Source organism: Mangrovibacter phragmitis, from assembly GCF_001655675.1.
In the GTDB taxonomy this organism is placed as follows: domain Bacteria; phylum Pseudomonadota; class Gammaproteobacteria; order Enterobacterales; family Enterobacteriaceae; genus Mangrovibacter; species Mangrovibacter phragmitis.
In genome coordinates this window covers 662,621-685,625 of sequence record NZ_LYRP01000001.1, presented here as the reverse complement: position 1 = coordinate 685,625, position 23,005 = coordinate 662,621, and the positions used below count along the sequence as shown (strand labels likewise).

The window sequence follows — 23,005 nt, the reverse complement described above, 5'->3', positions numbered from 1 at the left end:
AAAACCCGACCTTACTGCACCGGGTGAACATCGCTGGGGGGAATACCGTAACGCCGCCGGAAGGCGGTCGCAAAATTGGTGGCATGGGCATAGCCAGCTTTCCATGCAGCTTCCTGAACGCTGTCGCCTTCCAGAAGATAGCGCCGGGCAAGAGCCAGCCGGCAATCGCGCAGGTAATTAAACACCGAGTCGCCATAGGCCTGGCGGAATTTACTGCGCAGGCTGGCTGTGCTCATGGCGGCGGTGCGCGCCAGGGCTTCCAGTGTATGGGGTTGTTCCGGGGCGGTTTCCAGTATAATACGCACCTGTTCCAGCCGCAGGCGTTCTCCACGCAGGTTTGTGTTGTTGGTGGCACTTTCCTGCATTTGCTGGCCCAGTAACTGCAGCAAGGCACCTTCAAGAGTGAGCTGGCGGGCCAGTGGCGAGGTGGTGCACTGCTGTGCCTGGCGTAACCCACTCAGCACATAACTGGCTACCGGCCAGGCCGTGGTGAGTGGCCCCAGTTGCTGCCAGGCGGAGACATGCGCGGCAATTGCCGGGTGAACGGCAGCGCTTGCCGCTGGCAGCGCCAGTGAAACAGTCACCAGGCGCTCATCGCTCTGGTGGCAGGCGCGCAGCACTTGCTGTTCCCCAAGATGGGTTGCCAGTGCCATACCCGACTGGATTCGCCAGGCTTTGCCATTCAGGTTTAGCTGCACATTCCCTTCCAGTACGACCAGAATATATAACGGTGCACACCCCAGTGATGTGGAGTGCCAGGGTTCAATCACCTGTAAATCAGAGCAGGTGGCAAAAATCCCCGATGGCAGGGTAAGTTCATCCACATAGCCACGCATCACGGTGCGGGCAGCGTTTGCCGCAGGTGTCATGCCAAGACCCGGGAAGTGGTAATCAATACTGTAGCGTGCGCCAAAGTCAAGAAAATGCGCCACGGAGAACAGTTGTGGCGGGGGTAGCGGTTGCTGCGTTTTCATGCTCACCTGTCAGTTACTGGCGGCAGGCAATGGCCTGCCGCAGGAGGGAGCAAGTGTATCATTCGTGTTTTAGCTTAGTAAAATAAATGATACTTATTCGCATTTATATGCAGCTATGATTGTATAACCGCTTGTGGGTGCCAGCCTGCGGGAAGCGGGTGTGGACGTTCAATGGACAGGTTATCCAGCGCCAGGTGCAACACGCCAGTGGCGTAAATAGCAGGCATTCCGCCAGGGTAACGTTCCACACCCCACGGCTCACCGCTTGCCGGGTTAATCAAAAATGCGTTGTCCAGCCCGGTGCCTGTGGGGCGTTCGGGGTTGCAGGGTGGGCGAATATCATAGCTGCCTTGCTGCGGGTCATTGCATGCCACCTGGCGAAGCTGGACCTGGCTGAGTCGCACCCAGGCTATGTCTTCGGGTTGCTCGCTGTGCAGGTTAATGGCTCCTTCAGCAGTGCCACTTATCCCATTAAAACTGACCTGGCTGATGGGGCCGGGGGGAACCTTGGGGTCACGCGCGCGGCAGGAGATAAATACCGGGTCTGCGCGCCCCCAGTGGCAGGGGTTCGCGTGATGGCAGTTAAAAGTGATATCGCTGAACCGCAGGCGGCGCAGTGCGCCACCATCACGGCTGATAATCCCGATGCCACGGTTGCTGTCGTAGATGGTGCACCCGGTCATAACAATATCTTCAATGTCATCAACTGTTTCAGTGCCAATTTTGAATGCACTGCTCGCGGAGCGCAGAGTGCAGCCGCTAATCGTGACATGTTGGGTGGGGCCGGCCAGTGGGGCGGGTTTACGGGTGGTTTTCAGGCAAATGCCATCGTCGGCGGCACTGAAATGGCTGTCGCTGATATGTACATAGCGGCAACTGTCAATATCCAGCGCATCGGTATTCGCCATGGTCATATCGTTATCAACAACCACCTGGCTGATAAACACCTGCTCACAGGCAACCAGGTGGACGGTCCACATCGGCGCGTCATGTATCCGCACGCTTTGCAGGCGCACATTATTACAGCCTTCGAACACAATAATGCGTGGCCGCTCCTGCGCAGGCATGCGGTAACCCAAGGCGTCTTTGGTGGCAGAGAACCAGGCAGTGGCGTTACCATCAATGCGGCCCTGGCCAGTCAGGCTGATGTTGTGCTGGTTACGGGCGTAGATCAGTGCCCGGTTGGATTGTTCGGCCACACTCAGGGTTTCACCTGGCAGGTAATCTTCATACTGGCTGCTGGCAACCAGTTCAGCACCTGGTTCAAAATGCAGGCAGAAGTTTGAAGGCAGAACCAGGGCACCGGTTAAATACTGCCCCGGAGGGAGTACCAGTGTTCCGCCGCCAGCGTTGTTGACTTCATCTATGGCCTGCTGAATTATCCCGGTTACCGGGGAACTGGCCGGGTGGCCTTTGGGGAGCGTCAGAGTCAGTTGCATTTATTTCACCGCGCCTTGTGTCACGCCGCTAATGAATTTGCGCTGGAACACCAGAAACACAGCCACTAACGGCAGAATAACAATCATTGCGCCTGCCATCAGTACCGGAATGTTAATGGTGTTCTTGTTCTGGAAAAACATCATCCCAATCGGCAGGGTTCGTAAATCTTCCTGATTAACCAAAATGAGCGGAATTAAAAATTCGTTCCAGGTCCAGATAAACAGTAGCAGCGCCAGCGTAGAAAGGGTGGGCCAAATGGCCGGTACCAGAATTTTCCACAGCAAACGCCAGCGTGGTGTGTTGTCCATCACTGCTGCTTCAATTAGCTCTTTCGGAACTTGTTGCAGAGCAGTGGCGACCATCAGTGTGGTGAACGGAATGGACAACGCCACCTGCGGCAGGATCAGGGCCAGATAGGTGTTGGTCAGCCCCATCCAGCGCAGTTCATGGTACAGGGGAATGATAAACGACTCAGAGGGCAATACCATACCCAATGCCATCAACAGGGCGAACAGGGTTTTGCCCGGCACTCGTAAAAAAGCAAAGCCAAAGCCCGATAAAATCCCCAGCAGGATACTGAGTATCACCACCGGGAACACCACCAGAACTGAGTTCATAAAATAGATACTGAAATGGCCGTCTTCCCAGGCCGACAGATAGTTGGCCAGGCTGAACGTGTGGGGCAGGGCAAACACCCCCTGGAACAGTTCCATTTGGGTTTTAAATGAAGTGAGAAAAGCCATTAAAAACGGGGCGATGGTCATTAACGCCAGGCACCATAATAATGCCCGGGAAAGCAGGGGCGTGCGGTTTATCATGATTTTGGCTCCCGTATGGCAAAGTGCAGCGCGCCATTAATGGCAAAGACAATAAACAGGCTGACAATGGCAACGGCCGAGGCATAGCCAAAGTGGCGCAGGTCGAACCCCTGCTGGTACATATACATATTGGTAACCAGTGTTGAGGTACCCGGCCCGCCCTGGGTCATCACATATACCAGGTCAAAGGCTTTCAGGCTGGCGATAACGGTGAGGATCAGCGCTATTTTAATTTCCGGGCGCAACCCGGGCAGGGTAATCCGGCGGAACTTTTGCCAGCGGGACGAACCATCCAGCGCGGCGGCTTCGTTAATCGACGGGTCCATGCGCTGAATACCAGACATAAACAAGATCAGGCAAAAACCGAAAAAGTACCATACGGCTACCATTCCGGTAGCGGGCAGTGCCCAGGTGAAATCACCCAACCAGGCCAGCGCCAGGTCAGGCAGGCCAATAGCACGCAGAAACTGGTTAATCGGCCCGAAGGCCGGGTTATATAACCAGCGCCACACCACACCCAGAACCGCCATGGGCATAATGTACGGCAAGAAAAACAGGCAACGTAGCACTGTCAGCTCGCGCGGGCGGCGCAGTTCACTCAGAAAACTGCACAGTGCCAGCCCAAGACTCACTGGCAGAAGCGTGTAGAACAGCATCAATACCACATTGTTACCTACCGCGGTCCAGAATTCATGGTCGCGGAAGATCTGCACAAAATTGCCAAGGCCAATAAACAGTGGGCGGGTGCTGCCATCCCATTCGGTGAAAGCAATACCCAGTGAAGCCATCAGCGGGAACAGCAGAAAAATGCTGTACACCAACATCGCAGGCAAAAGATACAGTGCATTACGTAAACGTGAACGATTGAGCATGATGCTGTTTCCACACCTCGTGCAGTTAGTGTTTTAAGGAACTCAGGTATTTTTGGTAATCCTTATCTGCATTTTCAGCCAGTTGCTGTGGCGTGATTTTATCGGCCATCAGTAGCTGTACATTCTGGTTGAGGGTGGTGAGCATGGTCGGCGTTGCCCAGTCCAGGTAGTGGCCCAGCGCGTCATTGTGGTTCACGGTCACCCACACTTTATAGACATCGCTCAACAATGGGTTGTCTTTGGGTAATGTGGCGGAAGCCGAAGAAGATGCGGGCAGGAATCCGGCCTGCAACCAGTCATTTGCCACTTTGTCGGAAACTATATAGTTAATGTATTTTGCCGCGGCATCCTGCTGTGCTTTGGTTTTCGCAGTGCTGGTAATAGAAAATGGCAGGTCTGTGCCGCCAACCATCAGTGGTTTTTTCACGCCAGGGAATGCTGGCAGTGCTGCAAAATGAATGTCTTTATTGGCTTTAAACTGGCCCATGTACCAGGTGCCGCTGATAAAAAATGCGGCCTGGCCGTTCTGGAACAGGGTTGCGGCATCATCATGCCCAATGCCCTGGAAGCCCGGGAAGAAGTAACCATCGTGGTTCCACTTCTGCATTAACTGCGCGGCTTTTTCCAGTTTCGCGTCTTTAAAGCTGCCACCCACATCATAAATCAGGTTATCAAGTGCTTTGCGGTCGCTGCTGTCAATCTGGTCTTCCCATAATGTACTGAGCATTTGCTGCCCGGCGTTACCATCCAGCAACCCCAGCATCAGCCCGGCGGTGCCCTGTTGTTTGAGCTTCGCCAGCGCCTGTTCGAATTCTGCCATAGTTTTCGGCACCGGGATGCCGGCTTTATCCAGCAATGCTTTGTTGTAATAAAGGCCAACCATTTCACCCAGGCTTGCTACGCCATACAAATGACCACTGCCGAAATCCTGCTTTTCAGACCAGCGGTTGCGTTTGAGGATGGAATCCGGGAAACGCGTGGTCCAGTGGTATGTGGTGGCGTAGCTGTCCATTGGAACCAGCAATTTTTCTTTAACCAGTGCGCCCATATCACCGCCACCCTGGTTCACCTGAGCCACTTGCGGGCCATCGCCAGAAGAGAGTGCCAGCTTGAGTGGAATACGGGTGTCTTCAAATGCGTGAATGGAGCGATTAATTTGAATGCCCGGGTTGGCGGCGGTGAAATCCTTAATGGCTTTATTAATCACCGCGCTTTGTTCCGGGTAGTTATAAATATCCCAGGCACTGATAGTCAGTGTTTGTGCATGTAATGGTGCTGATAACACGCTACAGGTGAGTGCTGTGAGTAAAGCGCTACGTGTCTTGCGGGTAAAACGAACCTGATGTGAATGACGCATGAATCAAACCTCTTCTGGACACCAAACAAGGCCCGCCTCCGTGCATTATTGCTTTTGGCACTTCCCGTGCGCAGCGTGACACGATGCTGAAAATTGCATCATGTATTACACTTACTTTATATAAAAAATAAAGTCAAACAGCATTTTTAACAGGAAAATAACGCTACCTCTGTCACAGAAAAACTAATACCGAAACAGGTGATCAGCATATAAAACTGCTTTCATGGAGCAATGCCAGTAATATGGCGGGGTATTTTTTGTATTGTAAGGTGATTCTGTTGTTGAAAATAATATCCTTTTCAGTCAATGAGATAACATAATAATTTCCTATGTTTCAGGCCAGGTTCAGCCCGTGGAATGAGAGTGCGGAAAAGAATGTGAGCAAAATCAATATCCACTGTATGTTTGTGGGATGCTAAATATAAGGGGAAACTCTTACTGGCAATTCTGACGATATGTTCTACGCGTTAAAATAACCATTGTGGTAATTATTCTATCTTGAAAAAAAAGTACGATTTAATTACCCTGGCATAATCCGCCAATAACCAGCGAGCGCTTCATGATGCCTGAATCCACCGATGTTATTCGTCCGGCGCGTGCCGAAGACCGCGCAGCGTTAAGCCGTATTTGCCTTAAAACAGCCAATGCCGGGAAAGATGCCTCTGATTTGTACAGCGATGGCGATTACCCCGGTTTGCTGTATGTCCTGCCTTATGCGGAATTTGAGCCTGATTTCGCGTTTGTTCTGGAAATGTCTGGTGAAGTGGTGGGGTACGTGGTTGCCACGCCAGATACCGCTGCGTTTGAAGCCCGCCTGGCGCAGAGCTGGTGGCCCGTGTTGCAGGCGCGCTATGCACAGCGCACCAGTGAAGCGCCACTGGATATGAAAGTACTGGGGCAGATCCGGGCGCCGGGTAAGGCCAGTGAAGAGCTGACAGGCCGCTGGCCCGCACACCTGCATATTAACCTGCTGCCGGTTGCACAGCAGGGCGGCTGGGGGCGACGGCTGGTAACCCGGCAACTGGCTGCATTGCGCGATGCGGGCGTGCCCGGGGTGCACCTGGGCGTCAGTCTGCAAAACGAAGGTGTGTGCGCGTTTTATGAAAAAATGGGCTTCCGGCATATTTTCCGCCGCAATGCCATTTATATGGGTCAGGTGTTGTAAGGGGAGAAGAAATGGCCAGTCTGGAATTGAAGAATGTGACAAAACGCTGGGGGCAGGTCACTGTTATCCCGGGGCTGGACCTTACCATCAACAGTGGTGAGTTTGTGGTATTTGTTGGCCCGTCGGGGTGCGGAAAGTCCACATTGCTGCGCATGATAGCCGGGCTGGAAGAGATAACGGAAGGGCAACTGCTTATTTCTGGCGCGGATATGACGCATCAGTCTGCCTCTGAGCGGGGCATCGCCATGGTCTTTCAGTCTTATGCGCTCTACCCCAATATGTCGGTGCGGGATAATCTGGCCTACCCACTGGAAATGGCGAAACGGCCGAAAGCGGAGATTAACCGCAAAGTGGACGAGGTGGCGGCAAAACTGCACCTGTCAGAATACCTTGCCCGCCTGCCGCGCGCATTGTCTGGCGGTCAGCGCCAGCGTGTGGCCATTGGCCGGGCGATTATTCGCGAGCCATCTGTGTTCTTGTTTGATGAGCCGCTTTCCAACCTGGATGCAGAGTTGCGCCTGAAAATGCGCATTGAGATTGCCCGGTTGCATGAAGCACTTGGTAATACCATGATTTATGTCACCCATGACCAGCTGGAAGCGATGACTCTGGCTGACAGAATTGTGGTTCTGCGCCAGGGGAAAATTGAACAGACAGGGGCACCGCTGGAAATTTACCACAACCCCGATAATCTGTTTGTCGCCGGGTTTATTGGCTCGCCTAAAATCAATGTGTTGCCTGCCACAGTTACTGCGATAAAGCCGGGTGAAGTGCAACTGCGGGTGGCGGATTTGGCGCTGGAAAACCTGGTGTGCCCGGTGGCAGAAGCGGTGGAAGAAGGGGAAACACTGTGGCTGGGTGTGCGCCCGGAACACATAATTTGCAATGGTGAAGGCATCGCGCAATTCATCGCACCGGTTTCCTGGGTGGAGAAACTCGGGCACACCAATTATGTCTACCTGGATATTGGCCGGGAAGAGATGCTGGTGGTTGAACTGCGTGATGGGGACAATGTTGAAACGCGCCAGGAGATGAGCCTGGCACTGTCACAGCCCAGCCTGCTGCTGTTTCGTGAAAACGGGTTGCGGTTACGCTAACGTTGCGTGGTAGCGGGCCTGGTAAATCAATCTGAAACCGCCGTCTGGCGGGTTCAGATTGATGAAAAAGAAGGAAAAAGCGTGGTTTTTCCTTCTTTTTAGTTAGCAGCCGAAAATCAATGAATTGATTCCCCTGGTTTTTATTGGGTGACATCCTCTCGTTCTGTGCGGACATGAGGTTTGTCATCAGACTCCCCGTCTTTTGGCGGGTTAGTTATCATTGCGCTCGGCTTCAGCATCCGTAGAAAGCACATCTATCAGCCGGTCAACGGCGAGCCCGGCGGCACCCAGTGCCCACATCCGGTTGGACTCCGTTAAAAATTGCAACGGGGTGAGTTGTGGGGTGAGTTTCAGCCGGTAAGTGTGGAAACTCTGGGTCACCTGGTCGAGCAATATTCGTGAAGCCATTTGGGGCTCCATTGCCAGGTAAACCACATCCGGGTCAAATGCCACTGCCAGGTTTGCCAGTGCACTGCCCAGGTGCTCGCCGGCTTCCCGCAATACTTCCAGAGTTTGTGGGGAAGGGCGTTCATCAAGGGCGGCCAGATGTGTTGCCCCGGTTTCAGCCAGCGCCCGCAGAATCGCTTTTGACGAAGCAGCGTCCTCCAGTGTTCGCCCACTGCCATCGGTTAAGAAAGCATTGCCAATTTCCCCGGCGGTACCATGGCGGCCAGGGTATAACTGGCGGTCAAGTATTATCCCCGCCCCAATGCCTTTGCCATAAGTGGCGACAATTGCAGTGCGCGACTGGCCTAACTGGCCGAAAACCTGTGCCGCCAGCGCCATGGCGTTGGCATCGTTTTCAATGAATACTGGCAGGTGAAAGCGGGCCTGCAGTTGCTCCACAACCGGTTCATTGTCCCAGTTAAGTACGGTAGAACGCACACAGTAGCCACTTTGTGCATCCACCAGGCCAGAAAGCGCCAGGCCAATGGCGCCAACATGCCTGTCACCTGTGGTTTTGAGAAACTTTGCCAGCGCATCACCTAACTGGCGCGGGGTCAGTTCCCCTGATGGCATTTGCTGTTCTCCCACCAGGTTACCTGCGAGGTCCGTCATGACAATCAGGTTGCGCTCAGCATTGAGCTGGATACCGACCACATTGGCGTAATCCGGGTTAAGCCCTAACAGGGTTTTCGGCCGCCCCATAGAAACGCGGCGCAGCCCCAGTTCCTGAATAATGCCCCGATCCAGCAGGCGGTTGGTTGCCTGAGACACCGTGGACATACTCAGCCCACTGCGGGCTTTCAGGTCAGACTGGCTGACGGGGGAAAGCTCAACAATCAGCCGTAAAATGCGGGTAGTGATGGAAGGCGCAGTCATCATCATCATTAAGTTAACCAGAAGTCAGTAAGCAGGACGCCGTGTTATTGGCGCCTGAATTAACCCTGCCTGAAAATTTCACCTCAGGCACAAAGGCGGGCAAGGCGTAATGCACCACTAAGGGCATCTCCCCCGGCAGGAACCAGCATGGCCTGAATCTCAGCGCTGAGCCAGGGGTGAATGGGCAGGGCAAGGCCGCCAAGCATGGCTACCGGGTAGCGCCCATTCTGGCTGAGGTTGCTAATCAGTGCGCTGACTTCCTGTGCGCAGCACGCCAACAGCGCGACACCGTGGTTGTCTTGTTCACGGGCTGCCTGGAAAATTTGTGGCGCAAACTGTCCCCACTGTGCGGGTGTTGCCTGCACCGACCAGGCCAGCAAGGTTTCCGGTTCGTTATCAAAGTTTGCCATTAATGCCCGGGTGAGTGGGGTGTGCTCCACCAGGTTTTCATGGGCTTTAAGCGCCAGGCGTAATGCCTGTTGTCCCAGCCATGCCCCTGAGCCCTGGTCTGATAAAGACATGCCCCAGCCACCCACGCAGCGAAACGCCTGGCCGTCCCAGACTGCGCCCTGGCTCCCGGTGCCGGTTATCAATACGGCGCCTGGTTGCCCATGATGCGCGCCAGGGCAGGCAATTTCGACATCGGAAAACACCTGCCACGATGCATACGCCTGGGGCCAGGCTTGCGCCTGCACGCGTACACGCGAAATATTCCCCCCGGCAAGGCCCAGAACAACGTGGGTTTGCCGGGCTTCACGAGGGCCAAATCCTGCGGCGTGAAGGGTTTCATCCAGCAACTGGCAGACTCGCTTCATGGCGCTATCGAACTGGCTCCAGATATTGGCCGGGCCGCCGGTACAGGCCGCCAGAATATCACCATTCTGGTTGGTTAACCGGGTTCGGCACTGTGTGCCGCCACCATCGACGCCAATGAAATACGCTGTTTGCAATGCCATTCTCCTGTTGATCAGTGCCGGCTTGTCGCCACAACAGACCTGATTCTGAGCGAAAAGATAGGAGAAAAAAACTTAAATCGCAATAACAAATAAATATGTAACATCGTTTTTATTTTTTATGTTTAAAAACAATTAGATAAAAAATAACGGAAAATTGATGGTTTTTTGGTTATTGACTTTAGTTTTTCTGGCGTAATAAGTTGGCGGTGTAAAATTAAACAGCGGCGCGGCATAACACAACGCGTCATCCCGTGAGCAGGTTCTGGCGGATGTAGCTGGCAGAATACCGCCAGATGACCAGATTCTGAGTATCAGACATATTTCTTGAGCAGGCAGGGTTGAACATGAAAGTAGGCATTGTCGGGTTAGGGTTTCGTATGTCGCATGTGGCAAAAGAGTTTAAGAAAGCCGACCCGGAATTCACCATAACAGGGTATGTCGACCCGGCTCCGGCCGGTCTGCCAAACCTGGAAACCTTCGGTATTTCTCCCGGTAAGGCGTTTGCATCACTGGATGAGATGCTGGCGGCGGGCGGGTTCAGTCTGCTGATGGTTGGTTCGCCGAATTTTATGCACCTTGAGCATATTGAAGCCGGGCTGGCCGCAGGTTACACCGTGTTTACTGAAAAACCGGTAGTAACCAGTGAAGCCCAGAGTATGGCGCTGGCGAAACTGATTGCCCGTTATGGTGAAGATAAAGTGATTGTTGGCCTGGTGCTACGCTACTCTCCACTATACCAGGACCTGGTGGCAGCGAAAGCGGCCGGTGAGTTGGGGGAGATTACCTCCATTGAAGCCACCGAGCATATTCCGCCTTTCCACGGGGCATTCTTCATGCGCGACTGGCGGCGCTTTGAGCGCTATGCCGGGCCCTATATTCTTGAAAAGTGCTGCCATGATATCGACCTCTACCAGGGGCTGGTGGGCGAACGCCCTGTGCGGGTCGCCAGTTTCGGCGGGCGCAAGTCTTTTACGCCGCAGCATACGCCGGTGGGTGAGGTAACACCTGATTCCGCTGTATACCACGAAAAACCCAGTGGCTGGTCCAGCACTGAGCATGTGTTTGACAGCGACGCAGATATTGTCGATTACCAGACGGCAATTGTGGAATACGCAGGGGGTGCCACGATGGCGTTTCACGCCAACCTCAATGTGCCGGATGAGTTCCGCCGTTTTTGCGTAATGGGTACGGATGGGCAGGCGGAAGGGGATTTTGTGCGTAACTATTTTCGTGTTCATAACGCCCGCACCCGCGCTGCGCTGACGGATAAAACCTACGATGGCAGCGCATACGATGGCCATTACGGTGCCGATGCGCTGATGGCCGAAGAAGTGGTGCGCCACCTGAAACAAGGCACGCCGCTTAAGGTATCGGTGGTGGATGCGCTGGAAGCCGGGTTAACGGCCATCAAAATTGATGAAGCCCGTAAAACCCACAGTGTGGTGGATTTAACTGCCTGTTGGGCCGAATTTGATAAGGCGCTGGGCAGGGTGTGACGGCAAGTTGATGTGATGCAGTTTTGTAGTGAGTGGTGACTGACTCATGCTCACTCATTCCCCTTGCTGCCCATCAGGGCAGCTTTTTTTTACCCTCAACGCTCACCCTGCCGGAACGAGATACACCCTCAGCATAACAGCAAAAACTGCCGGGAAAATGCTTCCGTCTGGTGCCGGTTATTACTCAATAGATCGGTTGTTTATTGGCATGAATGCTTTGCTCCGGCTCACAGTTTCTCGCCAGCCGGGCAAAGGTGTTAAGAAAACGGCAGGACTGTGGCGAGGGATATCGTTAAACTACATTTTATATTATGAATGATAAACATCAGGGAAGGTTAAGCAGATGAAGCAGAATAAGTACGATGATGCGGCGTTTTTTGACAAATATGCAGCAATGGCACGCTCTGTTGAAGGGTTAAGCGCGGCGGGGGAATGGCCGGCATTTCAGGCCATGCTGCCACCCCTGGCGGGTAAGTATGTACTGGATTTAGGCTGTGGTTACGGCTGGCACTGTTTTTACGCTCAGGCTCAGGGAGCGGCTGCGGTAACCGGTGTGGATATCTCAGCTAAAATGCTGGCCCGTGCACAGCAGGCTCCCGGCGCAGAGCGCATTTCATGGCGACAGGCGGCAATGGAGGACTATCATCCTGAGTCCGGGGCATTTGATGTGGTTCTCAGTTCACTGGCGTTTCACTACGTGGCAGACTGGCCAGCACTGTGCCGTAAGGTTGTTCAGGCGCTGAAGCCAGGCGGCAGTTTTGTATTCAGTGTGGAGCACCCTGTTTTTACTGCAGCGGGCACCCAGGCCTGGCATTGTGATGACGAAGGCAAGCCACTGCACTGGCCGGTTGACCACTATTTTTCTACCGGGCGCCGTGAAACCTGTTTTCTGGGGGAATCTGTGGTGAAATACCACCGCACACTGACAGACTGGCTGGCTCCATTATTCGCGTTGCAACTGCATGTTAACGGGCTGAGTGAGCCACAGCCGTCCACGCACTTACTGGCGACCGTTCCGGGTATGCAGGATGAACTGCGCCGCCCCATGATGCTGATAATTTCTGTTAGCAAACCTGCCTGATTTATCAGCTGTGTTATCCCGGCAATTCCCTGTCTAATTGCCGGGGATTGCCTGGCTTTTCCTGCGCAACGCACAGCTTCCTGACAAAAATGTTATTTTGGTGTCATGTTGAGGTCAGCGAGCACCTCTTATAGTGAACCCTGTCGATTTTATTGATCTGCGGGCGTGCCGTCTTCCGGGCGGTACCAGGCGAAAAGAAAGGATACGAAGGCGCAGCCTTCGGACAAGACGGGGACATTCACTATGCAAAAAATTGTGGAAAAGCATGTTGCTCTTGTAGAGGCACTGAAAGAGTGGATTGAAGCACATGTTCACGAACCGATTAAAATAGAAGATGTTGCCCATAAAGCAGGGTACTCCAAATGGCATTTGCAACGGGTTTTCCAGGATGTCACGGCGGAAACATTAGGCAGTTATATCCGTAACCGTAAACTGGCGCTGGCAGCAGAGGAATTAAAAAACACACGTTATTCAGTATGCTTTATTTCAGACCGGTACGGGTTTGATTCTCAGCAAACATTTACCCGTGTTTTCTCGCGTGTGTTTAATCAGTCACCTCGGGCATTTCGTAAATCTAATGCAAGAATGTAAAACATTGTAGCTGACAGGATTGTTATTTTCCTGTCACTCAATAGTCAGCAATGCGCACGTAAAATAAGCTTATCGAAAGGCGTTAATTCTTTTCGTTAAGCTTATTTTTTTATTTTTCAGGTTAAGAAGGTGGAACAATGAAAAAACGTTTTCTGGTACCCGGTATTTTGGCGCTGGCTGCGGTCAGTTTTAGTTCACTTGCTGCCCAGGAAGTGGCTTCTGGTCATGGACGCACTCCTGATGGGGTGGTCAGTACCAGTGGCCAGCAGACACTGGCGGATGTGACCCAGGCGTTGCAGGAAAAAGCGCAGGCAGCGGGAGCATCCAGCTTTAGAATTATCTCTGCAGATGGTAATAACCAGTATTTCGGTGTGGCTGAATTATATAAATAAGACTTTTCTTGTGTTGTTTTAATTCCCACTCTGTGATTCTGTAACTAATACCCTTATTGGTGATTGTGTTGTTATTTGGCCGGCCAGAGTAAGTCATTACTGGCCGGTTTTTTATTGCCTGATTTTTATTTTCCAGAAATTTATAACTGTTCTCAGGATGGGTGGGGAAGGTATTGGCAGGGAAACCTGAATCAGGTTCAATGATTACAACCAGGGTTATGCACATAGCGTTATTGCACATAACCCTGGTTGTTTTGTTTACCTGGCAGTAAATTCTGCGCTATGGCCCGTTTTCAGGTGGCGGCGGTATCTGTACCCAGCGGGGTAACCGTTGTTTTACCCCGGCCTGCCAGGGGCTGCGCATGAGGGGTATTCAGGCGCAAAGTAAACCCGAAAGTGTTAACGCCCTGGTAGCTGTAGGCAAAAGTTTTACCGTCATGCATCAGTGCAACAGCTTTGACAATCGCCAGCCCCAGCCCATGGTGCATATTACTGCCGTTACGCGCTGCATCCACCCGGTAGAACCGTTCAAACAACCGTGATAAATGCCCTGGCTCAATGGGATCCCCCTGGTTGGACACGGCAATTTTCGCGAAGTCACCTTCGCGGGACAGGCTGACACCAATGGCGCTGCCGGTGCTGGCGTGGCGCGCGCCATTTTCCAGCAAATTAGCCAGCGCGCGGTGGAACAGGCGCCGGTCCACACAGGCGCGCACATCGCCACCAATAGTAACCACCAGTTCATGTTCCAGTAATGAAGGCTCCACATATTCTGCCGTTTTGACCGCTTCTTCTTGCAGGGAAATATCCGTTAGCTCAATTGCCCGTTGCCCGGCCTCTGCATGGGAAAGGAACAGCATGTCATTAATAATGGATGTCATACGGGCCAGTTCTTCCAGGTTGGATTCCAGTAAATCTTCCAGTTCATGGATATCGCGCTGGCGGGACAGCGCAAGCTGTGTCTGGCCTATTAAATTCGTCAGAGGAGTGCGTAATTCGTGGGCAACATCGGCATTAAAGCTGTCCAGTTGCTGCCAGGCTTTTTCCTGGCGTTCAAGCACACCATTAAATGCCTGGGCCAGGGTGCGCAACTCATCAGGCAGGCTGGCAGTATTAAGCCGCTGCCCTACATTTCCCGGAGCCAGTTGGTTTGCCTGCTCACTCATTTGTCTCGCAGGTTTCAGGCCATAACGTGAAACGGCGTAACTCAGCGCCGCGACCAGGATTAACCCGGCCAGAGAAATAAAAATAAGGGCTTCGGTAAATTCGGTATAGGTCTTGTAATAGGCTGTTGAGTCTATTGAAACAACAAATTTCACTGGTGGGCGTTCGCCGTGCGCCGGAATGGTTTTGACCAGCAGGTAATACGGGCAGCTATTGGCATGCAGGTAGACGCTGGAATAGCCTTCCGGAGGGTTGTGCGCGGCAACAGCTTTTTCCATTTCGCCGCCAAATGTATACAACGGATCATCGCTCAGCACCAGATATTGTACTTTACCCCCTTCGTTTTCTGTCAGTGTGGTAAGTTTGCGCACAACCCGGCCCCACAACTGTGTTGTACCCTCGTGTTCAATGAATGGCACTACCAGTGAATTGCGAAACGCCAGCTCATTATGCATCTGGTTTTTCAGTGAAGAGAACAGCGTGGTGCGCAAAAACAGGGCGATGGCGAGCAAAATTACCACCATCAGTACCACAAATAACAGGGTCAGCCGCCCGGAAATAGAGCTTTGTTTCAGATTCAGTGTCATGATGCGTTTGCCGCAGTTCGGTTTTCCAGTACATAACCCATACCACGTACCGTGTGGAGTAGTTTCACTGTGTAAGGGGTATCAATTTTATTACGCAGGCGCTTAATGGCGACTTCCACCACATTGGCATCGCTGTCGAAATTCATATCCCATACCTGTTCTGCAATCATCAGTTTGGACAAGATCTCGCCCTGATGACGCGCCAACAGGCTCAGCAGGGCAAACTCTTTTGCCGTCAGGTCGATACGTTCGTTATTGCGTGACACTTTACGTGAGATAAGATCGATATGCAGATCATCAATACTGATATGGGTAGGATCGGTGTTATCACTGCCACGACGGCGGATTAACGCCTGTATTCTGGCGACCAGCTCAATCAGAGAAAAAGGTTTTGGCAGGTAATCGTCAGCACCGCAACGCAGGCCACGTACTCGTTCGTCTACGGAGCTGCGGGCCGACAGCATCAGCACGGGCGTTTGTTTGCTGGCACGCAACTTTTCCAGCACGGAATACCCGTCCTGTCCCGGCAGCATGACATCCAGCACAATGGCATCGTAGTCATACTGCAATGCCAGGTACAGCCCTTCAATGCCGTCATGTGCGACATCAACGGAAAAACTCAGCTCACTCAGAGCCCGGCTAATATATGACGAGGTTTTTTCCTCATCTTCAACGAGAAGCAGACGCATGCCATTCACCTGGGGAATTAAAACACGCTATTGTAACCTGGTTTGACCGTCACCTCGCTGACAGTAACCTGACAATTTTGTCAGGAGGAAACGGTGGCACTTTGTGGTGTGTCAGGCGCGGTTTTGCAGGTAAACATTCAGGTGTACATTCACGGCATTAAGCAACGGTGTAACCACACCATGCTGTGCCGCCCGGCGCACCAGGTCACCAATGATTTGTTCCGCTTCAATAGTAAAACCATGGGTTAAATCGCGGTACATCGAAGAAGTCAGCGGGGTATCCGGGTTGGTGAGAAATTCTCGTGTTGAGTTAATAACTTTCTCGCGGCGTTGGTAACCACAGGCTTCAATCACCGCCAGCACTTCCGCAAATACCGACTCAATAAATTCGCGCCCACCGGGTGCATGGGCAATTTGTTGTGTGTTGCCACGGGCGAGGCAGGTTACGGAACCGAGTGTACTGAGTAGCAGCCATTTTTCCCATAAGTCGCTCTGAATTGCCTCAGAAAAAACAGTATCAAACCCACAGTCGCGCAGTTGGGCATCCAGCTGTTGCAGGCGTTCGCTGTTATTGCCCGGCAGGTTGCCATAGAACAGCGTGTGCAGGCGCGAAAGCTGGATAATTTCACCTTGTTCACCCAGAGTGGCATGGATTTTACACAAGCCGCCAATAACTGCATGTTTGCCAAACCGTTCCTGAAGAGTCTCAATATGCCGCATGCCATTAAGAATGGGGATAATCAGCGTGTTTTTACCCACTGCTGGTGCGATATCTGCCATCGCCTGCTCAAGGCCAAAGCTTTTAACCGTAAGCAGAATCACATCCCAGGTTCCACTCAGTTGTTGCGCGGTGACCAGCTTCGGTTCCAGTGTGACATCTCCATACGGGCTTTTCAGCATCAGACCCGTTTTCTGTAATTGCGCACAACGTTTTTCACGCACTAAAAAGGTGACATCCCGGCCTGCCAGCGCCAAACGTGCACCGAAATACCCGCCCGTAGCCCCTGCACCTACTACAAGAATTCGCATCGCTTTACCTGCTTTATTGGTTGTCAGACCCTGCCTACCATAAAGCCAGCTCTGGCCGGGCGCTATACCAAAACAGGCTTTTTTAAATTTTTGTTCAGGGGCTGTTCGCCCTGGCGCAAAAACTATTGAGGCACGCTTATTCCGGCCGTATTTCATTTCATTCTGATGCGCCCTATGGATATTGGCTGTTTTGCAGAATCAGGCAAAGTTTTCGCAGGAATGGGTGTTGTTCAGCAGTGGACAGCCTGCTTATACTCTCATACTGTAAATTACATCTGTGTTGTTACCAGTAATCCAAATTAATTTGAGTACGCTAATATACCCCACATTTTGTCAATTACAGTCTGTCTACCGCTTGTTTAATATATACCTGTTTTCTGATTTTTCTCAATAAAGCATTAAATGATAAAATTTGTGGGTAATTAATACTTAAGCGCACTGATTGCCAACCTGTATTTCTGTGTTGTGGTAAATAAGAATATCCCACTCAATACCTGCCGTTGTGAGCAGAGCTGTGCAACGGGAGAAAAACTATTCGTGGCAGATTATGTGGGTGATGAATAATCGAATTAATGAGTTTTATGCATAACATTGTTCCATTGCCAGGGGGTAATCGGTTTTTATTGTTATGCTAAGATACTTCAACTGATAATTATTTTTTGCTTTTTGTGCTTTATAATTTTTTTTGATTAGGGAGTGAATAATGCAATCCATCAAATTATTACTGGCAGCAATGCTGGTATTCACCAGTATTGGTCACGCGTTCGCCATTGAAGAGGTTCAGTCATGTGAAGGGCGGGTTGCCATGGGCAGTGTCAGTGCTTCAGGCGAGTTAACGCTGGATGACTTAACAGCCGCGTTGAGCCATAAAGCACAGGCCGCTGGAGCCTCATCATTTCGCGTTGTTTCTGCTGGTGGCAGAAATACCTTAAATGGTGTCGCTGAACTCTACCAATAACCTTATCTGACTGAAAAACTGGCGCAGGCCAGAAGGGGCCATTTTGCTGTTAATCAGGCGAAAGGGCTCAGGCTGCGCGCTTCATTTTAATTTCCTGAATAATGAAGGTGGATATGATGGCGCTACAACATGATGTTATTCATCTGATTATGTCGTGGATTGATGAGAATATAGACAAGCCGTTGAAGATTGACGATGTGGCACGGAGGTCTGGCTATTCCCGCTGGCATTTACAGCGGCTGTTTTATCAGGAAACACGCCAGACGCTCGCCAGTTATATCCGCGACAGAAAACTTGAATATGCGGCGAATGACTTAAAAGATCCTGAACAATCTATTCTGGAAATTTCATTCCGTTATGGATTTGATTCCCAGCAATCTTTTACCCGTACATTTTCCAGGAAATACCATATGCCGCCAGGCTCATGGCGGAAGAAATATCAGTATCACTCACAAGAATAATTATTGCACAGATTCACATTGAGGATGACCATGAAGAGATATGGGGTGAATTATCCCAGGACTGCTTTTGGGTTAAGTTTACTTGTTGCCTCCATCTTGCTGGTGGCTTGTGACAGGCAGCAACCAGAAGAACCTCAGGGGCAGGCTGTTAATGTCGGGGTGACCCGGTTAAGTGCTTCAACCATACCTGTGACTACCACATTACCGGGCCGTATAGTGGCTTACCGAACCGCAGAGGTACGCCCGCAGGTTTCTGGTATTGTGCTGAAACGATTCTTCACTGAGGGCAGTGATGTCACAGCCGGAGACATGTTGTACCAGATTGACCCGGCACCTTATGAAGCCGCACTGAACCAGGCGCAAGGAAGCCTTGCGCAGGCTCGCGCGCAGGCACGTATCGCACACATTACACTCAGCCGCTACCAGAAATTATTGGGCGCCCGGTATGTCAGCCGCCAGGAATATGACCAGGCAAGTGCCGCGGCACAACAGGACGATGCCTCAGTTGCCGCCGCTCAGGCTGCTGTGAACAGTGCGCAAATTAACCTCGAACGAACCAAAGTTACTGCCCCGGTTTCTGGCCGTATTGGCCGGTCTTTGTTTACCGAAGGCACGCTGGTTCAGAACGGCCAAAGCGATGCGCTGGCGACCATTTCGCAAATTGACCAGGTGTACCTGGATATGACCCAGCCCGGTAATGCTTTCCTGGCACTGCGCCAGGCAAATGCCAGTGGGCAGGTAGTATCCGGGAAGGGTAAAGCCGCGGTCGATGTGCTGGTGGATGGGCACCCACAGTCTCTGCATGGTCAGCTTGATTTCGCCGATGTCACTGTGGATAAAACCACCGGGGCTATCACGCTACGCGCCACAATATTGAACCCGCAGCACAGCCTGTTGCCCGGCATGTTTGTAAAAGGCCGGATTGATGAAGGTATTCGCCCGGATGCATTGCTGGTGCCGCAAGCAGCGGTCACCCATACACCGCGTGGCGATGCATCAGTTTGGGTCGTAGACAGCCAGAACAAAGCCGAGACTCGCCAGGTCGATGTTGAGCAGGCGCTGGGAGATAACTGGCTGGTATCAAGTGGCCTGAAAGCAGGCGATACCCTGGTGGTCTCGGGAGTACAAAAACTCCGCCCAGGCGTACTGGTGAACCCTCAGCCCGTCACTACTCCCACTCAGGCAAACCAGGGGTAACAGGATCTCTTATGTCTAAATTCTTTATTAACCGTCCCATTTTTGCCTGGGTGCTGGCTATCATCATAATGCTGGCAGGGGGGATCTCGATTTTGAGCCTGCCTGTTGAACAGTACCCGGATGTGGCACCGCCAGCAGTGCAAATCCGTGCCACTTACCCTGGCGCCGATGCCACCACACTGCAGAACTCCGTCACTCAGGTTATTGAACAGAACATGAACGGGCTGGACGGGCTGATTTATATGTCCTCCAACAGTGATTCTTCTGGCGTGTTGCAACTGACACTGTCGTTCAAAAACGGCACCGATCCGGATATCGCTCAGGTTCAGGTACAAAATAAACTGCAACTGGCTATGCCGTTATTGCCTGCTGAAGTTCAGCAACAGGGGATTTCGGTACGTAAATCTTCCAGTACGTTCATGATGGTTGTTGGTTTTACCAATAACAACGGCCACATGACTCAGCAGGATATTTCCGACTATGTGGGGTCGCATATCAAAGACCCGATCAGCCGTATTGATGGTGTGGGTGATTCCACGTTGTTCGGTTCGCAATATGCGATGCGTATCTGGCTGAATCCGGAAAAACTCAACAGCTTCCAGTTGACTCCTGTGGATGTGGTCAGTGAGTTGGAATCGCAAAACACCCAGATTGCCGCCGGGCAGTTGGGCGGCACACCAGCGGATAAAGACCAGCAACTGAACGCTTCTATCATTGCGCAAACCCGCCTGACCTCGCCGGAGGAGTTTGGCAATATCCTGCTGAAAGTGAACAGCGATGGTTCCCAGGTGCGCCTGAAAGATGTGGCGCGCATTGAGCGTGGCGGTGAAGATTACCAGTATATTGTACGGATCAACGGTAAACCCGCCTCTGCTCTGGGGATACAACTGGCAACCGGGGCAAATGCACTGGATACCGCAAAAGCCGTGCGTGATGAGCTGAATGCCCTGAAACCCTATTTCCCGGCAGGCATGGAAGTCGTTTATCCGTGGGATACCACGCCGTTTATCCAGATCTCCATTCATGAGGTGGTCAAAACCCTGTTTGAAGCCATTGTGCTGGTGTTCCTGGTCATGTTCCTGTTCCTGCAGAACCTGCGGGCGACACTGATTCCTACTATCGCCGTACCGGTAGTATTGCTGGGGACATTTGGTGTGCTGGCGGCTTGTGGGTTCAGTATCAACACCCTGACCATGTTCGGGATGGTGCTGGCAATAGGTTTGCTGGTGGACGATGCCATTGTGGTAGTAGAAAACGTCGAACGGGTGATGGCCGAAGAGGGGCTGTCACCCAGAGCGGCAACACGTAAATCCATGGGGCAAATTCAGGGCGCGCTGGTGGGTGTGGCACTGGTGTTATCTGCTGTGTTTGTACCCATGGCGTTTTTTGGCGGTTCGACCGGGGTTATTTACCGGCAATTCTCTATCACCATTGTGTCTGCCATGGTGCTTTCCGTACTGGTGGCACTGATTCTGACCCCTGCATTGTGTGCAACATTGCTGAAGCCTGCCAAAGGCGGGCATGTTGAACACAAAGGCTTCTTTGGCTGGTTTAACCGCCAGTTTGAGCGCAGCGCTAACCGGTATACTGCGACTGTCAGCAACATGCTTTCTGCCACCGGGCGCTATATTGTGGTCTATCTGTTTATTGTCGGCGGGATGTGCGTACTGTTTATGCGCCTGCCAACCGCATTCCTGCCCGACGAAGACCAGGGCGTTATCGCGACTCAGGTGATTTTACCCGCTGGGGCTACACAGCAACGTACCCAGAAGGTGCTTGAAAGCGTTGCGGATTACTACCTTGGCGACGAGCGTAAAAATGTCCGGTCTGTGCTGACTGTTGGCGGTTATGGTTTTGCCGGGCGTGGTCAGAACATTGGGATTGCCTTTATTGGCCTGAAAGACTGGTCACTGCGCGAAGGTTCAGACAACCACGTTCCCGCAATGGTAGCGCGTGCTAATGCGGCATTCTCCAAAATTCTGGATGGTAATGTTGTGGCATTTAACCTGCCAGCCATTATTGCGCTGGGCAATGCCACCGGGTTTGACTTCGAGTTAACCGACCAGGCCGGGTTAGGGCACGAAGCGTTGATGGCGGCGCGTGACCAGCTCCTGAGCATGGCAGCGCAACACCCGGATGTGTTAAGTGCAGTGCGCCCCAATGGCCTGAATGATACACCTCAATATAAAGTGACCATTGATCAGGAAAAAGCCCGTGCGTTGGGGTTATCGCTCCCGGACATCAATACCACCTTGTCTACCGCCTGGGGCGGCAACTATGTGAACGATTTTGTTGATGGCGGCAGGGTTAAGCGTGTTTACGTCATGAGCGATTCGCATTTCCGCATGATGCCAGATGACCTGAATGACTGGTATGTGCGCGCCAGCAATGGCGAGATGGTACCCTTCGCCAGTTTCTCTTCGGCTAAATGGATTTACGGTTCACCGCGCCTGGAGCGTTACAACGGGTTGTCTTCGGTGGAAATTCTGGGGCAACCGGCTCCGGGGCGGAGTTCGGGCGAAGCAATGGCGATGATGGAACAACTGGCGAAACAATTACCTCAGGGTATTGGCTACCGCTGGACCGGGATGTCTTACCAGGAAAAAATGACCGGAGACCAGGCGCCGGCACTGTATGCTTTGTCACTGATTGTGGTTTTCCTGTGCCTTGCCGCGCTGTATGAAAGCTGGTCGATTCCGTTCTCGGTGATGCTGGTGGTTCCCCTTGGCGTGGTGGGGGCGTTGCTGGCAACCACTATGCGCGGGCTTAACAATGATGTCTACTTTGTGGTGGGCTTGTTAACCACCATCGGGCTGTCAGCGAAGAACGCAATCCTGATTGTTGAATTTGCCAAAGACCTGATTGAAAAAGAAGGCAAGTCGTTACTTGAGGCAACCATCGAAGCATCACGCATGCGTTTACGCCCAATTCTGATGACCTCACTGGCCTTTATTCTCGGTGTGCTTCCCCTTGCTATCAGCAACGGTGCAGGTTCAGGGGCACAGAATGCTGTAGGAACCGGAGTGATTGGCGGGATGATAACGGCAACAGTGCTGGCAATCTTCTTTGTGCCTGTCTTCTTTGTCATTGTACGCAGGCGGTTTAACAGTCCCCGCCCGGTTGATGACGAAGATGAGAAGATGTAATTGCCGCAGGTGACCGCTTAACCGATAAAACAAACCGGGAAAACGAAACGTTGCTCTGTGGTAGTTGGAGCAACGTTTTTTAGCAAAAAGCACTCCGTAAATTGGGCTGGCGGTATGGTTTATTGCATGCTCTGCTAAGGTATTAACAGCAAACGAACCGTATCTGTTTTTTTATTGAGTGGCAGCAGGGCGTGGTGCCGGAATAAGCGCCT

20 protein-coding genes are annotated in these 23,005 nt (G+C 52.2%); 10 read left to right on the top strand and 10 right to left on the bottom strand.

Annotated elements, in window-relative coordinates; all coding sequences use genetic code 11:
* Positions 1-11: 11 nt before the first annotated feature.
* From A9B99_RS03135 to A9B99_RS03115, 5 genes are all read right to left on the bottom strand, one after another.
* The gene (locus tag A9B99_RS03135) at positions 12-974 is read right to left on the bottom strand and encodes a helix-turn-helix transcriptional regulator (protein ID WP_064594537.1); all 963 of its coding nucleotides are present in this window, start codon (positions 972-974) and stop codon (positions 12-14) included.
* A gap of 113 nt (positions 975-1,087) precedes the next feature.
* Positions 1,088-2,407, bottom strand: a complete 1,320-nt coding sequence (locus A9B99_RS03130) for a glycoside hydrolase family 28 protein (protein WP_064595497.1) — start codon at positions 2,405-2,407, stop codon at positions 1,088-1,090.
* A gap of 6 nt (positions 2,408-2,413) precedes the next feature.
* The gene (locus A9B99_RS03125) at positions 2,414-3,232 is read right to left on the bottom strand and encodes a carbohydrate ABC transporter permease (RefSeq protein ID WP_064594535.1); all 819 of its coding nucleotides are present in this window, start codon (positions 3,230-3,232) and stop codon (positions 2,414-2,416) included.
* Positions 3,229-4,104 (bottom strand): carbohydrate ABC transporter permease, encoded by an 876-nt coding sequence (locus A9B99_RS03120; protein WP_064594533.1) that lies wholly within the window; start codon positions 4,102-4,104, stop codon positions 3,229-3,231. The genes A9B99_RS03125 and A9B99_RS03120 overlap by 4 nt, the downstream gene beginning before the upstream one ends.
* 25 nt (positions 4,105-4,129) lie before the next feature.
* On the bottom strand, positions 4,130-5,461 hold the full coding sequence (locus A9B99_RS03115) for an extracellular solute-binding protein (RefSeq protein WP_064594531.1): 1,332 nt from the start codon (positions 5,459-5,461) through the stop codon (positions 4,130-4,132).
* Between the two features lie 559 nt (positions 5,462-6,020).
* On the opposite strand from A9B99_RS03115, the gene A9B99_RS03110 reads away from it, so the two are divergent.
* Complete coding sequence (locus tag A9B99_RS03110) at positions 6,021-6,626, top strand: GNAT family N-acetyltransferase (protein WP_064594529.1); 606 nt, start codon at positions 6,021-6,023, stop codon at positions 6,624-6,626.
* A gap of 11 nt (positions 6,627-6,637) precedes the next feature.
* Positions 6,638-7,723, top strand: coding sequence for an ABC transporter ATP-binding protein (locus A9B99_RS03105; protein WP_064594527.1), 1,086 nt, complete (start codon positions 6,638-6,640; stop codon positions 7,721-7,723).
* Positions 7,724-7,933: 210 nt separating this feature from the next.
* Here A9B99_RS03105 and A9B99_RS03100 read toward each other — a convergent pair whose 3' ends face one another.
* Together A9B99_RS03100 and A9B99_RS03095 are read right to left on the bottom strand one after the other, a co-directional pair.
* A complete protein-coding gene (locus tag A9B99_RS03100) occupies positions 7,934-9,046 on the bottom strand; it encodes an ROK family transcriptional regulator (RefSeq protein ID WP_064595494.1) in 1,113 nt (370 codons plus the stop codon).
* An 83-nt stretch (positions 9,047-9,129) separates the two neighbouring features.
* Positions 9,130-9,996 carry a glucosamine kinase nucleotide-binding domain-containing protein gene (locus tag A9B99_RS03095; protein ID WP_064595492.1) on the bottom strand — a complete coding sequence of 289 codons (867 nt, stop codon included), beginning with the start codon at positions 9,994-9,996 and terminating at the stop codon, positions 9,130-9,132.
* Positions 9,997-10,346: 350 nt separating this feature from the next.
* Here A9B99_RS03095 and A9B99_RS03090 point away from each other — a divergent pair, with 350 nt between their 5' ends.
* The 4 genes from A9B99_RS03090 (at position 10,347) to A9B99_RS03075 (ending at position 13,562) form a co-directional block, all read left to right on the top strand.
* Positions 10,347-11,498 carry a Gfo/Idh/MocA family protein gene (locus tag A9B99_RS03090; protein ID WP_064594525.1) on the top strand — a complete coding sequence of 384 codons (1,152 nt, stop codon included), beginning with the start codon at positions 10,347-10,349 and terminating at the stop codon, positions 11,496-11,498.
* A 343-nt stretch (positions 11,499-11,841) separates the two neighbouring features.
* Entirely contained in the window at positions 11,842-12,579 is a 738-nt protein-coding gene (locus tag A9B99_RS03085) for a class I SAM-dependent methyltransferase (protein ID WP_064594523.1), read from the top strand.
* A 243-nt stretch (positions 12,580-12,822) separates the two neighbouring features.
* Complete coding sequence (locus A9B99_RS03080) at positions 12,823-13,170, top strand: helix-turn-helix domain-containing protein (protein ID WP_064594521.1); 348 nt, start codon at positions 12,823-12,825, stop codon at positions 13,168-13,170.
* A gap of 137 nt (positions 13,171-13,307) precedes the next feature.
* Positions 13,308-13,562 (top strand): YdgH/BhsA/McbA family protein, encoded by a 255-nt coding sequence (locus A9B99_RS03075; protein WP_064594519.1) that lies wholly within the window; start codon positions 13,308-13,310, stop codon positions 13,560-13,562.
* Between the two features lie 293 nt (positions 13,563-13,855).
* Here the strand turns inward: A9B99_RS03075 and A9B99_RS03070 are convergent, their stop codons facing one another.
* From A9B99_RS03070 to panE, 3 genes are all read right to left on the bottom strand, one after another.
* Entirely contained in the window at positions 13,856-15,301 is a 1,446-nt protein-coding gene (locus tag A9B99_RS03070; protein WP_064595491.1) for a heavy metal sensor histidine kinase, read from the bottom strand.
* 8 nt (positions 15,302-15,309) lie between these two features.
* Positions 15,310-16,002 (bottom strand): heavy metal response regulator transcription factor, encoded by a 693-nt coding sequence (locus tag A9B99_RS03065; protein ID WP_064594517.1) that lies wholly within the window; start codon positions 16,000-16,002, stop codon positions 15,310-15,312.
* A gap of 111 nt (positions 16,003-16,113) precedes the next feature.
* Complete coding sequence (gene panE, locus A9B99_RS03060; RefSeq protein WP_064595488.1) at positions 16,114-17,031, bottom strand: 2-dehydropantoate 2-reductase; 918 nt, start codon at positions 17,029-17,031, stop codon at positions 16,114-16,116.
* 703 nt (positions 17,032-17,734) lie between these two features.
* On the opposite strand from panE, the gene A9B99_RS03055 reads away from it, so the two are divergent.
* From A9B99_RS03055 to A9B99_RS03040, 4 genes are all read left to right on the top strand, one after another.
* Positions 17,735-17,989: a YdgH/BhsA/McbA family protein gene (locus A9B99_RS03055; protein WP_082917811.1), complete on the top strand. Its 255-nt coding sequence runs from the start codon at positions 17,735-17,737 to the stop codon at positions 17,987-17,989.
* A gap of 116 nt (positions 17,990-18,105) precedes the next feature.
* Positions 18,106-18,450, top strand: coding sequence for a helix-turn-helix domain-containing protein (locus A9B99_RS03050; RefSeq protein ID WP_064594515.1), 345 nt, complete (start codon positions 18,106-18,108; stop codon positions 18,448-18,450).
* A gap of 30 nt (positions 18,451-18,480) precedes the next feature.
* Complete coding sequence (locus A9B99_RS03045) at positions 18,481-19,647, top strand: efflux RND transporter periplasmic adaptor subunit (RefSeq protein ID WP_064594514.1); 1,167 nt, start codon at positions 18,481-18,483, stop codon at positions 19,645-19,647.
* An 11-nt stretch (positions 19,648-19,658) separates the two neighbouring features.
* Entirely contained in the window at positions 19,659-22,793 is a 3,135-nt protein-coding gene (locus A9B99_RS03040; protein WP_064594512.1) for an efflux RND transporter permease subunit, read from the top strand.
* Positions 22,794-23,005: the final 212 nt, after the last annotated feature.

Coding starts and splice junctions, on each gene's coding strand:
- A9B99_RS03135 (WP_064594537.1), bottom strand. CDS start 974: ATGAAAACGCAGCAACCGCTACCCCCGCCACAACTGTTCTCCGTGGCG.
- A9B99_RS03125 (WP_064594535.1), bottom strand. CDS start 3,232: ATGATAAACCGCACGCCCCTGCTTTCCCGGGCATTATTATGGTGCCTG.
- A9B99_RS03120 (WP_064594533.1), bottom strand. CDS start 4,104: ATGCTCAATCGTTCACGTTTACGTAATGCACTGTATCTTTTGCCTGCG.
- A9B99_RS03115 (WP_064594531.1), bottom strand. CDS start 5,461: ATGCGTCATTCACATCAGGTTCGTTTTACCCGCAAGACACGTAGCGCT.
- A9B99_RS03110 (WP_064594529.1), top strand. CDS start 6,021: ATGATGCCTGAATCCACCGATGTTATTCGTCCGGCGCGTGCCGAAGAC.
- A9B99_RS03105 (WP_064594527.1), top strand. CDS start 6,638: ATGGCCAGTCTGGAATTGAAGAATGTGACAAAACGCTGGGGGCAGGTC.
- A9B99_RS03100 (WP_064595494.1), bottom strand. CDS start 9,046: ATGACTGCGCCTTCCATCACTACCCGCATTTTACGGCTGATTGTTGAG.
- A9B99_RS03090 (WP_064594525.1), top strand. CDS start 10,347: ATGAAAGTAGGCATTGTCGGGTTAGGGTTTCGTATGTCGCATGTGGCA.
- A9B99_RS03085 (WP_064594523.1), top strand. CDS start 11,842: ATGAAGCAGAATAAGTACGATGATGCGGCGTTTTTTGACAAATATGCA.
- A9B99_RS03080 (WP_064594521.1), top strand. CDS start 12,823: ATGCAAAAAATTGTGGAAAAGCATGTTGCTCTTGTAGAGGCACTGAAA.
- A9B99_RS03075 (WP_064594519.1), top strand. CDS start 13,308: ATGAAAAAACGTTTTCTGGTACCCGGTATTTTGGCGCTGGCTGCGGTC.
- A9B99_RS03065 (WP_064594517.1), bottom strand. CDS start 16,002: ATGCGTCTGCTTCTCGTTGAAGATGAGGAAAAAACCTCGTCATATATT.
- panE (WP_064595488.1), bottom strand. CDS start 17,031: ATGCGAATTCTTGTAGTAGGTGCAGGGGCTACGGGCGGGTATTTCGGT.
- A9B99_RS03055 (WP_082917811.1), top strand. CDS start 17,735: ATGCAATCCATCAAATTATTACTGGCAGCAATGCTGGTATTCACCAGT.
- A9B99_RS03050 (WP_064594515.1), top strand. CDS start 18,106: ATGGCGCTACAACATGATGTTATTCATCTGATTATGTCGTGGATTGAT.
- A9B99_RS03045 (WP_064594514.1), top strand. CDS start 18,481: ATGAAGAGATATGGGGTGAATTATCCCAGGACTGCTTTTGGGTTAAGT.
- A9B99_RS03040 (WP_064594512.1), top strand. CDS start 19,659: ATGTCTAAATTCTTTATTAACCGTCCCATTTTTGCCTGGGTGCTGGCT.